This is a genomic window from Pseudomonas sp. GW822-FHT04C11 (assembly GCF_058800905.1).
On record NZ_JBXAMS010000018.1, the window covers coordinates 1 to 12,560 of the forward strand.

Consider the following 12,560-nt stretch of genomic DNA (forward strand, 5'->3'; position numbering starts at 1 on the left):
ACGCAGGTTTCTTTTTGGTTGGCATACATGCACCTCTTACTCATGTTATGCCCGAACACAAAATTTCTGACACCCCCTCGTCGCCAGGTTTTTCACTAAAACTCCCCCGACCAAAGCTTCCAATTCGCCACGCTTGCGGCCCTTCTCCATCCACTCCGACCAACCCCTCTTCCGCGTCAACAGCGGCGTCCCGATCCGCGAAGCCCTGTCCCACGTTTCCGACTTGCTCCACCTCTCCAAACTGCTGGCCGAAGACGCGGCGATGGAGCGCAATACGGACCGCTATGCCTGGGTGTCGCACTATTTGCAGGAGATGAGTAAGGCGGTGATCGATGACGTGGTGAAGGTGTTGGCCGCGCCAGGTAACAACCGCAGCCAGTAACGTCGCTGTCTGAACCTGATACGCACGCAAGAAAAAGCCCCGAACCAGTCGGGGCTTTCTCATTTCGGCCTTGTATCAGGCCTCAACCACGCATCCGATCATCAGAAGATGTTGATCGGGTAATCCACGAACACACGGACTTCGTTGCCGCTGACGTTGTAGTCGCTGGATTTCTGCGACACGCGCAGGACCGAGCTGCGCACTTTCACGCTCAGGTCTTTGGCCGGGCCGCTTTGGACCACGTACTTGAACTGGTTGAAGATTTCGCGCTCGGTACCGCCGGTGCTGGTGGCGGTGGTGATGTTGTCGCCACGCACGTATGCCACGTTGTAGGTCAGGCCTGGAACGCCGAAAGCGCCGAAGTCGAGGCCGTAGCCTAGCTGCCAGCTGCGTTCGTCTTCAGCGTTGAAGTCGGACCAGTAGGAGTTGGCGAGGTAGATGGTGTTGCCACCGTCACCGAAACGACTGCCATCGTTCTGGTAGCCGCCGTACGGGTAGCCGAGGTTGCTGTCACCGGTGCTGCGCTGGTGCGCGAGGGTGAACGAGTGCGGGCCAGTGACGTAGGTCGCTGCCAGGCTCCAGATTTTGTTGTCCTGGCCTTCGGTTTTGTTATCAAGGGCGTAGGACTTGTCCAGCTTTGTCTGGTAGCCGTTGAAGTCGAAGGTCAGGGACTGATCGGTGGCCAGCGGGAACACGTAGTTCAGGTTCACGTACTGTTTCTTCAGAACGTCTTCTACGTTGGACGCGTAGAACGCACCTTTGAATTGTTCCGTGAACTGGTAGCGACCGCCCAAGACGTTGATCGATTTCAGGCCACCGCTGTCACGACCTTCGGCGCTCTTGCGCGATTCGGCGGTGAAACGGCCAGCGTTCAGCTCCAGGCCTTTGATCTCCTTGGAGGTGATCAAGGTGCCGGTGTAGCTTTCAGGCAGCAGGCGCGAGTTGTCGTAGTTCAGCACCGGCAGCTCCGGCATCTGGTCGCCATAGGTCAGCACGGTGTTGGACAGGCGGAATTTTACCGCCGCGCCAGCCTTGGCCAAGTCATCGGCAGCTTCGCCGCTGTCGCCTTGCTTGAAGAAGTCGATACCGCCGGCGCCACTACGACCCTTGCCGCCATCGAGGCGCAGGGCGTACAGACCGAAGGCATCAACGCCGACACCCACGGTGCCTTGGGTGAAACCCGAGGAGAAGGTGCCAATGGCAGCTTGGCCCCACTCGGCCTTGTCTTCTTTACCGTTCTTGTAATCACGATTGATGTAGGCGTTGCGCAACAGCACTTTCAGGCTGCTGTCTTCAACAAAACCTTTGGACTCCGCCTGGTCGTTAGCCATGGCTTGAGTGGCGCTAAAAATCCCCAGAGCGATCAGACCGATCCGCTTATTCAACATGTTATTTTCCTTATTACGGGTTGATACGCGCTGTGACCGCTGGCTGAAATGGCTGCTATTGCGCTCTTTTTTCACTCCAAAACAAAAAGGCCCGCCCACGCAAAAGCGAGGCAGGCCCTTATTATTTTTTGGAGTCGTGGCGGTTGGCCACAGGCGTTGGGGCGAATCCTAGCCGTGCCCTTAAGCATGTGTCAATTTCGTGAATCTTCTGTAATTAGGCGAAAATTGTCTAAGAACTTACTGCTCGGCAATCGCCAATTGCACCGTGTGGCTGTCCACAAACTGCTCGAAATGGGTGACTTTTCCGTTCGCCAGAGTCCACAAATGCGCGACACGAGCGTTCATCGGACGACCCGTGGCCTTGTAGATTCCGCTGTAATTTCCATAGGCGAATACCTTGTCGCCCTGCGCGACATAGCTCTCGACCTTGAACTGAAAATCGTCCCATTCAGTGCCCAGACGCTTGAAGACATTTTCGACGATGGCGTCAAAACCGACGTAGGTCCCCGCATAGGGAAACCCAGCCGCTTCAGTCCATTGCGCATCGGCGGCCAACGCTGCAGCAGTGTTGCGTGCATTCTCCTGGGAGTTGGCACCTTCGTAAGTACTTTTGATCAGGCTCAGGTTATCCATGGGTCGCTCCGCGTAGTCGATGAGATCAGTGAGCACAACCGTCCAGGCCACAGGCTTGAACCGGGGAAGTGGATTCGTTCGGATGGGCGACGACTGATTGGCTCAACCAGGCCGCAAATGCTTCAGGCTTACCGAGCCATGGACTGATGTCGACCACGGTGAATTGATCGTCCTGCTCCAGCACCAAGGTCGGGAAGCCCTGGCCACCAACCTGCGCCAACAGTGCGCGGCTTTTCTTGATGTGGTCTTGGGTTTCGTTCGCCAGTGCGTCCTTGAACTCGCGCTTGAAGGACTCAGCTTCCAGGCCAATCGATGCAGCGAGTTCCAGCAACACCGCTTCATCGGCAATCCGCCGACCTTCCACGTAGTGCGCGCTCTGCAAACGCCCCAGCAGTTCCAGCCCACGTCCGGCGAGTTGTTCAGCGGCCAGCACGGCAGCAATCGGTGGCGCGGAATCAAACACGGCAGTGTGATCGCGCAACAGGCCTTCGAAATACGCCTCACCAAATGGCTGCCCGGTGTATTCGGCGATGCGTCGGTCGTGAGGCATCACGTAATCACGCAGTTGAGGTGAAACAGTCTGCCGGTTGGCGCCGGTCATCATGCCGCCGCCATGGGCGATCACCGGCAAAACAGCCTGCGCCGCTTGCACCAATGGTTTGGCGCCGTAGCACCAGCCGCACAGTGGGTCGTAGATGTAATGAAGGGTCGCGGTAGACATGGAAAGCTCCAGCAAAGTCGTAGGAATTCGATGCCGGCAGACTATTCCTATGACGGAGAGGGAAAAACGCCGTAATGGCTTTTAGTCTGTTTCGCAGATCGGTCAAATGGTGTGTTTGGGCTACGACAGGCTGGACCAAACCTGAACCCGCTTTTCCAAGGGCAAAAAAAAAAGCGCTGCCATCCGGGCAGCGCTTTACCAATCCTTTGCTTTCTATCCTTCAATCACATCCCACAAGGCTTCAAGTTCTGCCTCACTGAATAAACCAGCGGGATAACGCTCGATCATCATCCTGCGCGGGTCAGGTTCTCTGACCTGTCGCGTTCCGTTGGATTTCAACCATTGCGCCAGCACCTGAAGCGATTCGCCATTCATTGCCAAGGGATGCGATGTCCGCTCGCTGACCATATTCATTTCCGGCGCTCTCTCCTGGTTCGTGAGCGGCTAACTTATCCAAGGTTTATGACAGAACAACGCGGTTCTACATTCCCGAGAATTGCTCTCAGACAGATACAAGAGCTATGCCAAAGTGCCTGCCAGGCCAGCATGTGGATATAAAAAAACCCGCAGTCCATAGGAGCTGCGGGTTAGATAAGGGGTCACTCACATGAACCGGATAAAACGCGGATCAATCCAGCGCCACCGATTGTTACAACTTCACTCAACCTTTGTGCGGTGCCGGCTGTTGTTGGGTAAGGCAATGGATGTTACCGCCACCCAGTAACAGTTCACGCCCCGGCACCATCACCACTTCGTGCTGCGGGAACAGGTTCTGGAGGATTTCCTTGGCTTGCGCGTCCAGCGGATCGTCAAAGCTCGGCGCAATGATGCCGCCGTTGACGATCAGGAAGTTCACGTAGGAACCGGCCAGGCGCACAGAAGGGTTACGCTCCTGAGTACCGTCTACCGGGTCGACACCGGCGCACTCTTCCTCGGTCGCGTAAAGCGGCCCCGGAATCGGCATTTTGTGCACCTTAAATGGGCGGCCCTTGGCGTCCTTGGTGCTTTGCAAGACCTTCATTGCAGCCTGGCAACGCGGGTAGTTCGGATCCTGCGGATCGTCGGTCCAGGCCAACAGCACTTCACCGGGACGCACATAGCAGCAGAAGTTATCGACATGACCGTCGGTTTCGTCGTTGAACAAACCGTCCGGCAGCCAGATGATTTTATCCACAGCCAATTGTGCGCTCAGCACCGCTTCGATGTCGGCACGGCTCATGTGCGGATTGCGATTACGATTCAACAGGCATTCTTCAGTGGTGATCAGCGTGCCTTCGCCATCGACGTGAATCGAACCGCCTTCGAGCACGAAACCCTCGGTGCGGTAACGTGGGCTGCGCTCGATCTCGAGGATCTTGCCGGCCACTTGCGAGTCACGATTCCACGGCGAATACAGACCGCCATCAAAGCCGCCCCAGGCGTTGAAGTCCCAGTCGACACCACGGACTTCGCCGCTGTTATTGATGACGAAGGTCGGGCCGGTGTCACGGACCCAAGCGTCGTCGCTGGACATCTCGACGAGGCGGATATTCGGCACGTCCAGACGCGCACGGGCGTTTTCGTACTGGGCCGCCGAGACGGCAACGGTCACCGGTTCAAAACGTGCGATGGCCTTGGCCACCGCAACGTGAGCGGCTTGCGCCGGCTTGCCACCCAGGCGCCAGTTGTCCGGGCGCTCCGGCCAGACCATCCAGGTCTGGGTTTGGGTTGCCCACTCGGCGGGCATGTAAAAACCGTCAGCGCGAGGCGTGCTGTGCAAAGTAGTCATAGTGATCAGGACTCCAGGGAACCGTCGAGGGTTTTGATTGCGCCGTACAGGTTTGGACGACGATCACGGAACGAACCCCAGGCGCTACGGATGTGCTCCAGTTCGTCGAGGTCGAAGCTCTGAACCAGTACGCCTTCTTCGGTTTCGTTGAGCTCCAGGACTTTCTCGCCGAACTGGTTGGCGATGAACGAGGAGCCGTAGAAGGTGATGTCGTAGCCGTCCTGCTCTTCATTGCCGATACGGTTGCTGGCGATCAGCGGCATCAGGTTGGCGCCGGCATGGCCTTGTTGGACGCGCTGCCAGTGGTCGCGGGACGAAATGCTCTTGTCGTGCGGTTCGCTGCCGATGGCGGTTGGGTAGAACAGGATTTCCGCGCCTTGCAACGCCATGCTGCGGGCGCATTCCGGGAACCACTGATCCCAGCAGATGCCCACGCCGATTTTCGCGTAACGGGTGTTCCAGACTTTGAAGCCGGTATCGCCCGGGTTGAAGTAGTACTTTTCATGGTAGCCAGGACCGTCCGGGATGTGGCTTTTACGATAAATCCCGAGGTTGCTGCCATCGGCATCGATGATCGCGATGCTGTTGAAACGTGCGCGACCCGCCAGTTCGAAGAAGCTGATCGGCAGCACGACTTGCAGTTCTTTGGCGACTTTCTGGAAATGCTTGATGGCCACGTTGTCTTCAACTGAAGTGGCCAGCTGCAGGTAATCCGGGTTCGGCTTCTGGCAGAAGTACGGGGTCTCGAACAGTTCCTGGATCAGGATGATCTGTGCGCCTTTGGCTGCGGCCTCACGGACCAGCTTCTCAGCGGTCTCGATGTTGGCTTCAAGGTCCCAGGAACAAGCCATCTGGGTAGCGGCGACGGTAACGATACGGCTCATGAATCATCTCCCGGGCGGGTTCAGAGGGTCGATTGTGGCATCGACCGATGACAGAAATGGGAACGGCCAGGCGCAGTGATCTACGCCGTTGCGTTAGGCGACTTTATAACCGATAAAAATCGGCTTTTAAAGCGATATATAATCACGAAGTCGAAAATAACCCTTTAAATCCCGATATCAATCGAACTTATCGCAATCCCGTGGAAGTGTGTTTAGAGGCCTTCGTCCAGCACCTTCGACAAGGTATCGACAAAGAAATCCACACTGTGTCGCGTGGTCACCATCGGTGGTTTGATCTTGAGAATGTTCAAGTAATCGCCGGTCGGCTGCATGAAAATGCCCAATTCGCGCAAGCGGTCGCACAACGCCGTGGTTTCTTCCGTGGCCGGTTCCAGGGTTTCGCGGTTGCGAATCAACTCCACGCCCAGATAGAAACCGGAGCCATGCACCGCGCCCACCAAAGGATGGCGCTCGATCAACGCCTCAAGCCGCTCCTTGAAATACCCGCCAACGATCCGGGCGTTTTCCCAGAGTTTCTCTTCCTTCATCACATCCAGCACCGCCATGCCGATGCGGCAACTGACCGGGCTGCCGCCTGCCGACGAGAAGAAATAGCCTTCTGCCTCCAGCGCCTCGGCGATTTCGCGACGGGTAATGACCGCGCCCAATGGCTGGCCGTTGCCCATACCTTTGGCCATGGTGATGATGTCCGGCACTACGCCCTGCTCTTCAAAGCCCCAGAAGAACTTGCCCATGCGACCGTAGCCGACCTGCACTTCATCGGCGATGCACACGCCACCTTGGGCACGGACCAGCGCATACACCTGTTTCAGGTAACCCGGTGGCAGAGAGATTCCACCGGCGTTGCCGTACACCGGCTCGCAGATAAAACCGGCCAGTTGTCGCTTCTGCTCGGCAATCTTCGCCAGGTTGTGTTCGACGCTGCGCACGTAATCCGGCGCGCTGTCGAGGCCACGGAACTCGCCACGATAGGTGTTCGGCGCCGTCACCGGGTGCACCCAGTCCGGACGACTGCTGAGAGCCTTGGGGTTATCTGCAATTGAAGTCGACACCGCATCGGCGGCCACCGACCAGCCGTGATACGCCTCAAGCACGCTGAGCATGTCGCGACCGCCGCTGTAGGCCCACGCCAGACGAATCGCCAGGTCATTGGCCTCGGTACCGCTGTTGACCAGAAACACCCGATCCATCGAGTCCGGCGCCAGTGCCAGCAAACGCTCGGAGAACTCAGCGATAGCCGCATAGTGGAAACGCGAGTTGGTGTTGAGCAACGACCACTGACGGCTGGCCTCGGCGGCCATGCGCGGGTGACCGTGACCGAGCACCGCAACGTTGTTGAGCATGTCCAGGTAGGAGCGGCCCTGCATGTCGATCAGATGATTGCGCCAGCCCCGCTCGATGCGCGGCGGATCGACGTAATAGTGTTTTTGCGAGCGGGCAAAACTCGCATCGCGGCGTTCCAACAAAGTATGCGGATCAAGTTCGGCCTCTGCGTCGCAAGCCAGCCCCAACAACGCCGCGGGCGATGGGCACAACGCCTGCCAGGCAGATGCGCGGGACGGTGAGCAAAACAGTGGTGGATTCAGTTCCGCGCCACGGCTGAGCTGAACCCGCAACGCTCCGCTGACTTCACCCAGCACCTGCCCTTTGAGCACGGCCGCACCGGTGTGCAGCGAGGGATGGACACCCCACAGGCGCACACTCAATTGTGCGCTGTCCAGTTGCACGTGGCCGTCGGCGCTCAGGTGCACGACACCGGCAAAGGGTGCTTCAACCGTTGTGCCCTGTGGCACCTGCAAGTCAACGTGCAGCGGGCACGTGTCCGGCTCGACGGCACTGTCCGGACGCGTCTGCGATAAACGGTATTGCCCGTAACGACTGGCCGCCAAACCATGGGCTGCCGCCGCTTCGACCAACAGACGTTGATCGATGCCGTCCTGCTCCCAGTTGCCCGCTTCGAAATGCGGGCTCAAGACACCGAGGTCGATCAAGGCAAACTCGCGGCCGACCAGGCTCGGCAGCAATGGCGCAAAACCCTGACTGGCAATTGCCGGCAACGACTGGCCGACCGCTATCAAAATCGCCGCTTCCATCAGTTCAAATGGCACTGAAGTCGCAACGCGGAAAATCTCCCACTCGTGGTTCAGATTATCGCGACTGTATTGGTTCTGCGGATCGATGCTGATCTGTTGCTCACCGCTGAGCACCAGCACCGCTGCACGCGCGACGATCAGCGGCCACAGCGCCAGCAACTCTTCGTGCTTCAGCGGATTGACCGCGTGATAAGCCTGCACCGCCGGCAAAATGCACAGTGGATCGCCATCGGCATGGTGCAGCAGCGCAGCGCAGGTCACCGACAGATCGGTAATGCGCCAGGTACGAATCAGATCGCCAAAATCGATGACGCCCTGCAACCGCCAGTGACGCTGCTTATCCCGTTTCCAGACCACATTGTCATCGGTGATGTCCATGTGAATCGCCTGCACCGGCAACTTCACCATCAGCGGCTGCAAACGCCGCTCGGCCTGTTGCGCGGCCTCGGCGATCAATGTTCGTTGCCGCTCATCGCTGATCACCGGCAGCAGGTGATTGATCAACGCATTGGCGTGCCGGGCATCCCACTGCAAGGCACGCTCAAGCCCCGGATGCTCGAACCCGGCTAGCGCCAGATCCATTTCGCCACAGAGTTGGCCGAGGCCGGCAACCAGTTCATGGCCAAGGTGCTTGAGGTGGGTCAGCGATTGACCTTCGATGTAGTCGAGCAAACGCACGTGCAGTGCTTGCCCAGCCAGCTCCAGGGTCAGCAGGTCCTCGCCGTTTTTCGCCGGAATCGCCCGTGGCACATGCAAACCCGGCTGCGAGCCCAGGTGTTTGAGTGCCGCGTGCTGGGCGTGCAGCTCCAGCGCCGCGTAGTCACCCCGGCAGATTTTCAAGACGAAACGGCCCTGGTCGCTGTCGAGCCGGTAGTTGAGATCCTGCTGGCTGCCCAGCGACTGCAACGTCCCGCTCAGGCCGTAGTGCTCGCGCAACAGCTCCAGCGCTTGCTGCACGGTGACTTGCGGGCTGGGCAGACTGGCACGATGAATCAACGTGGCGAGCGACATACAACGACCCCTGGAATTTTTATAAGGCGCCTATATCGCCACTGCTGACCGCGATACGCAACCCCCTTATACCGGTCAGTGATGGATAACGGCGGGAGGCTTCAAGCCACGCCACACAGAGGTGAACTTTCCCACGAAACGTGTCGAACCCGAGGAATGTTCGACGCGTTCTCACGCCCCTAGGCTGCCTCCCATGGACAGGGAAGCCCGCCGCACATGCCAGAACGCTCATACCCGCTGACGTACAAAGAACAGCTGCGCCGCCGTATTTTGCAGCCGCCGCCATCACCCAACCTGTATCCGCCGATTGCCGATTTGCCGGTGAATCGACCCGCTGATCCCGCCCCCAACAAACCGCTGGGCTGCGTTTTCGCCAAATCCTGCAAGTTGCCGGACGGCATCATCAATTACGCCAATCCGTCCGGTTTCGTGCCGCTGGATTCGTTGAAGGATTACGGAAACTTCGCCCTGCTGGGCGGGCGAGAGACCGACAGTCCTGGCGCCGTGCAGCTCAAGAAAATCAGTGGCAGTGCATTGCCAATCGGCCTTGGCGGCCTTGCTCTGGGCGGGTCATCGGTCAGTGCTGTCACAGCAGTCGGCGGCACTGTTGCTGCCGGCTTGCTAACCGGTCTGGTCGCCCTGCTCTGGCCCTCCGAACTGGGCGACAGCGCCCTCTATAGCGAAGAGCAACTGCGCTCGCTTGAACACGCCAACTCACGGGTGCGCCTGCGCGTCGAGCAACAGGCTGACGGCACCCTCATGGGTTACGGCTTCTACACCGGCAACAACGCCGAATGGCAACGGATTCCGGTGATCCAGTTCCAGGCACGCGGGGCGCAACAGGTCGCCGTATTCGGTGAAGGTCTCGAGCTGATCTGGACCCCGGCCATCGACCCCGCCGATACCCTCGGCATCCCCGCACTGGAAGCCGCCCCGCAAGCACCGACCCTCTGGGTCTACCCGCCCACCGAGGCGAGCAACAGCATTCTGGTGAACCCGATTTATCCACCGGAGTATCAGGATTTCATCCTGGTATTCCCTGCGGATTCGGGGGTTAGGCCGCTTTATGTGGTGGTGAGCGGTCGGAGAAGCGGCCTTGTAGACCCTGATCACAAGTACCACTCCAAACCTACATTTCTGCCCGCATTTCCCAACACCATATGGGCAAAACCCAAAACTCCTATTCGAGGAGGGGGCGGCAAACGTGCCCGCTGGAAGGATCCTGAGGGGAAAATTTACGAATGGGACTCAGAAAGTAAAGCCGTAGAAAAATATACGAAGCGAGGAAAACACCTCGGTGAGTTCAACCATGTGACAGGCGAACAAACGAAAGATGCTGATCCAACAAGATGGGTAGAACCATGAAGCACATGCTAATGGGTGTTCCACACGATGAAGACTTTCCAACCCTTGAGAAGGAGCTTCCTCTTACTGCAACAGAACTAATGCCGATTATGGGGTGGCGCCATCCCAATGAGTGCGCCTTTGACTACCTACTCACCGAGCAACAAATTTGTGACATAGAGAAAGCCTGCTCAATAAGGCTACCCAGAGATCTGGAGCTTTTTTTAACCAGCTTCGCTTGAGCTGAATTAACCTATGGAAAGAATATCCCCTATGCGCCGAATTGCATTCTCAGACAAAAAAGTCCGCAACATGCCAGGCCGCCATCGCGGGCAAGCCTTGCTCCTACACGAATGCTACAGCGATCGCAAGAACATGGTTTGTCCGCCCCCCCCTCCCGCAGCTCAACAAAACTCCACAAAAACCAAAATCCGACCAACACCCCTCTTGTGCCGCCCCCCTCCTGCCGACAAGCTATGATCCATACGCATAATCGTTCGACGGAAAAGGCAACTCCACATGCGCATTCTCATCACCGGCGGTGCCGGCTTCATCGGCTCGGCGCTGATTCGCCACCTGATCCGCCACACTGAACATGAAGTGCTCAACCTGGACAAGCTGACCTACGCCGGCAATCTAGAGTCACTGAGCAGTATCGCCACCAACACCCGCTATGAATTCGTGCAGGCCGATATCGTCGACCAGGCCACCGTCAGTGCGGTACTGGCGCGGTTCCAGCCGCACGCGATCATGCACCTGGCCGCAGAGTCCCATGTAGACCGCTCCATCGACGGCCCGTCGGACTTCATCCAGACCAACATTGTCGGTACCTACAGCCTGCTGGAAGCCACTCGCGCCTACTGGAACAGCTTGGCGGAGCCTGAGAAAAGCGCCTTTCGCTTTCACCACATTTCGACCGACGAGGTGTATGGCGACCTGCATGGCGTCGATGACCTGTTCACCGAAACCACACCCTATGCGCCGAGCTCGCCGTACTCCGCCAGCAAGGCGGCGTCCGACCATCTGGTCCGCGCCTGGCAACGCACCTATGGCTTGCCGGTGCTGCTGACCAATTGCTCGAACAATTACGGGCCGTTCCACTTCCCCGAGAAACTCATTCCGCTGGTGATCCTCAACGCCCTCGCCGGTAAGCCACTTCCGGTGTACGGCAACGGCCTGCAAGTGCGTGATTGGCTGTTCGTCGAGGATCATGCCCGCGCACTGCTCACCGTGGTGACCAACGGTGTGGTCGGTGAGACGTACAACATCGGCGGCCACAATGAACAGAAAAACATCGACGTAGTCCGCAGCATCTGCAGCCTGCTGGAGGAGTTGGCGCCGCAAAAACCTGAAGGCGTCGCGCACTTCGCCGACCTGATCACTTTTGTCCAGGATCGCCCCGGCCACGACCAGCGTTACGCCATCGACGCCAGCAAAATCGAACGCGAGCTGGGTTGGGTTCCCGAAGAAACTTTCGCCAGTGGCCTGCGTAAAACCGTGCAGTGGTACCTCGATAACCTAGACTGGTGCCGACGGGTTCAAGACGGTAGTTATCAAGGTGAACGTCTGGGCAACAGTGACTTCAAAGATCTGATCGCCTGAACGCGGCATCCCTCGCGCCGACCACGGCTTTGAGTAAGAATGTCGTCCATCACCACAAATTCACGATTGCTGGAGAACCCCCCATGAATGTAGTCACCACCGACCTGCCCGGTGTTCTGATCATCGAGCCGAAGGTATTTGGTGACGAGCGCGGCTTCTTTTACGAAAGCTTCAACGCCAAAGCTTTCGAGGCCGCGACTGGTCTGAAAGCAATATTCGTACAGGACAACCACTCCCGCTCGCAAAAGGGTGTATTGCGTGGTTTGCACTACCAACTGGAAAATACCCAGGGAAAACTGGTGCGTGTCATCGCCGGTGAAGTGCTCGACGTGGCAGTGGACATCCGCCGCAGTTCACCTCACTTTGGAAAGTCGGTCGCCGTACGTCTGTCGGCTGAAAACAACCGTCAACTCTGGGTGCCGGAAGGTTTCGCCCACGGCTTTGCAGTAATGAGTGACTACGCCGAGTTCCTCTACAAAACCACCGACTACTACACCCCATCGGCCGAGCGCTGCATTCGCTGGGATGACCCATCGCTGGGCATCGACTGGCAACTCAGCGAAGCGCCGCAGCTGTCGGCCAAGGATCAGGCAGGCAAACTGCTCAAGGACGCCGACGTTTTCGCCTGAGCCAATCAGCGGCTGATGTCTCGCGTTGCGCGAGTGTCTTGCCGAACAAGCCTAGGCATAATGCGCCTGTACCTTCAGGCGCCC

11 protein-coding genes are annotated in these 12,560 nt (G+C 58.1%); 4 read left to right on the forward strand and 7 right to left on the reverse strand.

What is annotated here, in order from left to right:
- Positions 1 to 133 precede the first annotated feature (133 nt).
- On the forward strand, positions 134 to 382 hold the full coding sequence (locus AC1RJ3_RS24205; protein WP_489111216.1) for a DUF3077 domain-containing protein: 249 nt from the start codon (positions 134 to 136) through the stop codon (positions 380 to 382).
- 101 nt (positions 383 to 483) lie between these two features.
- Here the strand turns inward: AC1RJ3_RS24205 and AC1RJ3_RS24210 are convergent, their stop codons facing one another.
- The 7 genes from AC1RJ3_RS24210 to AC1RJ3_RS24240 form a co-directional block, all read right to left on the reverse strand.
- Positions 484 to 1,770, reverse strand: a complete 1,287-nt coding sequence (locus tag AC1RJ3_RS24210) for an OprD family porin (protein ID WP_347928619.1) — start codon at positions 1,768 to 1,770, stop codon at positions 484 to 486.
- Positions 1,771 to 2,007: 237 nt separating this feature from the next.
- Positions 2,008 to 2,403, reverse strand: a complete 396-nt coding sequence (locus tag AC1RJ3_RS24215; protein ID WP_493080909.1) for a nuclear transport factor 2 family protein — start codon at positions 2,401 to 2,403, stop codon at positions 2,008 to 2,010.
- Between the two features lie 25 nt (positions 2,404 to 2,428).
- Positions 2,429 to 3,124: a DsbA family protein gene (locus AC1RJ3_RS24220; RefSeq protein WP_347928617.1), complete on the reverse strand. Its 696-nt coding sequence runs from the start codon at positions 3,122 to 3,124 to the stop codon at positions 2,429 to 2,431.
- Between the two features lie 213 nt (positions 3,125 to 3,337).
- Complete coding sequence (locus AC1RJ3_RS24225; RefSeq protein ID WP_054595130.1) at positions 3,338 to 3,538, reverse strand: hypothetical protein; 201 nt, start codon at positions 3,536 to 3,538, stop codon at positions 3,338 to 3,340.
- Positions 3,539 to 3,785: 247 nt separating this feature from the next.
- Entirely contained in the window at positions 3,786 to 4,892 is a 1,107-nt protein-coding gene (gene aguA, locus AC1RJ3_RS24230; RefSeq protein ID WP_054595129.1) for an agmatine deiminase, read from the reverse strand.
- Positions 4,893 to 4,897: 5 nt separating this feature from the next.
- Entirely contained in the window at positions 4,898 to 5,776 is an 879-nt protein-coding gene (gene aguB, locus AC1RJ3_RS24235; protein ID WP_493080912.1) for an N-carbamoylputrescine amidase, read from the reverse strand.
- 212 nt (positions 5,777 to 5,988) lie between these two features.
- Positions 5,989 to 8,901, reverse strand: coding sequence for an aminotransferase (locus AC1RJ3_RS24240; RefSeq protein WP_493080914.1), 2,913 nt, complete (start codon positions 8,899 to 8,901; stop codon positions 5,989 to 5,991).
- 216 nt (positions 8,902 to 9,117) lie between these two features.
- On the opposite strand from AC1RJ3_RS24240, the gene AC1RJ3_RS24245 reads away from it, so the two are divergent.
- The 3 genes from AC1RJ3_RS24245 (at position 9,118) to rfbC (ending at position 12,476) form a co-directional block, all read left to right on the forward strand.
- A complete protein-coding gene (locus tag AC1RJ3_RS24245) occupies positions 9,118 to 10,266 on the forward strand; it encodes a colicin E3/pyocin S6 family cytotoxin (RefSeq protein WP_493080916.1) in 1,149 nt (382 codons plus the stop codon).
- A 498-nt stretch (positions 10,267 to 10,764) separates the two neighbouring features.
- Positions 10,765 to 11,847: a dTDP-glucose 4,6-dehydratase gene (rfbB, locus tag AC1RJ3_RS24250; protein ID WP_493080918.1), complete on the forward strand. Its 1,083-nt coding sequence runs from the start codon at positions 10,765 to 10,767 to the stop codon at positions 11,845 to 11,847.
- A gap of 83 nt (positions 11,848 to 11,930) precedes the next feature.
- Entirely contained in the window at positions 11,931 to 12,476 is a 546-nt protein-coding gene (gene rfbC / locus AC1RJ3_RS24255) for a dTDP-4-dehydrorhamnose 3,5-epimerase (RefSeq protein ID WP_493080920.1), read from the forward strand.
- The last annotated feature ends 84 nt before the right edge of the window (positions 12,477 to 12,560 follow it).

What these genes read in the sequence shown, in the direction of transcription:
- rfbB (WP_493080918.1), top strand. Translation starts at nt 10,765, where the DNA reads ATGCGCATTCTCATCACCGGCGGTGCCGGCTTCATCGGCTCGGCGCTG.
- aguA (WP_054595129.1), bottom strand. Translation starts at nt 4,892, where the DNA reads ATGACTACTTTGCACAGCACGCCTCGCGCTGACGGTTTTTACATGCCC.
- AC1RJ3_RS24240 (WP_493080914.1), bottom strand. Translation starts at nt 8,901, where the DNA reads ATGTCGCTCGCCACGTTGATTCATCGTGCCAGTCTGCCCAGCCCGCAA.
- rfbC (WP_493080920.1), top strand. Translation starts at nt 11,931, where the DNA reads ATGAATGTAGTCACCACCGACCTGCCCGGTGTTCTGATCATCGAGCCG.
- AC1RJ3_RS24215 (WP_493080909.1), bottom strand. Translation starts at nt 2,403, where the DNA reads ATGGATAACCTGAGCCTGATCAAAAGTACTTACGAAGGTGCCAACTCC.
- AC1RJ3_RS24225 (WP_054595130.1), bottom strand. Translation starts at nt 3,538, where the DNA reads ATGAATATGGTCAGCGAGCGGACATCGCATCCCTTGGCAATGAATGGC.
- AC1RJ3_RS24245 (WP_493080916.1), top strand. Translation starts at nt 9,118, where the DNA reads ATGCCAGAACGCTCATACCCGCTGACGTACAAAGAACAGCTGCGCCGC.
- aguB (WP_493080912.1), bottom strand. Translation starts at nt 5,776, where the DNA reads ATGAGCCGTATCGTTACCGTCGCCGCTACCCAGATGGCTTGTTCCTGG.
- AC1RJ3_RS24220 (WP_347928617.1), bottom strand. Translation starts at nt 3,124, where the DNA reads ATGTCTACCGCGACCCTTCATTACATCTACGACCCACTGTGCGGCTGG.
- AC1RJ3_RS24210 (WP_347928619.1), bottom strand. Translation starts at nt 1,770, where the DNA reads ATGTTGAATAAGCGGATCGGTCTGATCGCTCTGGGGATTTTTAGCGCC.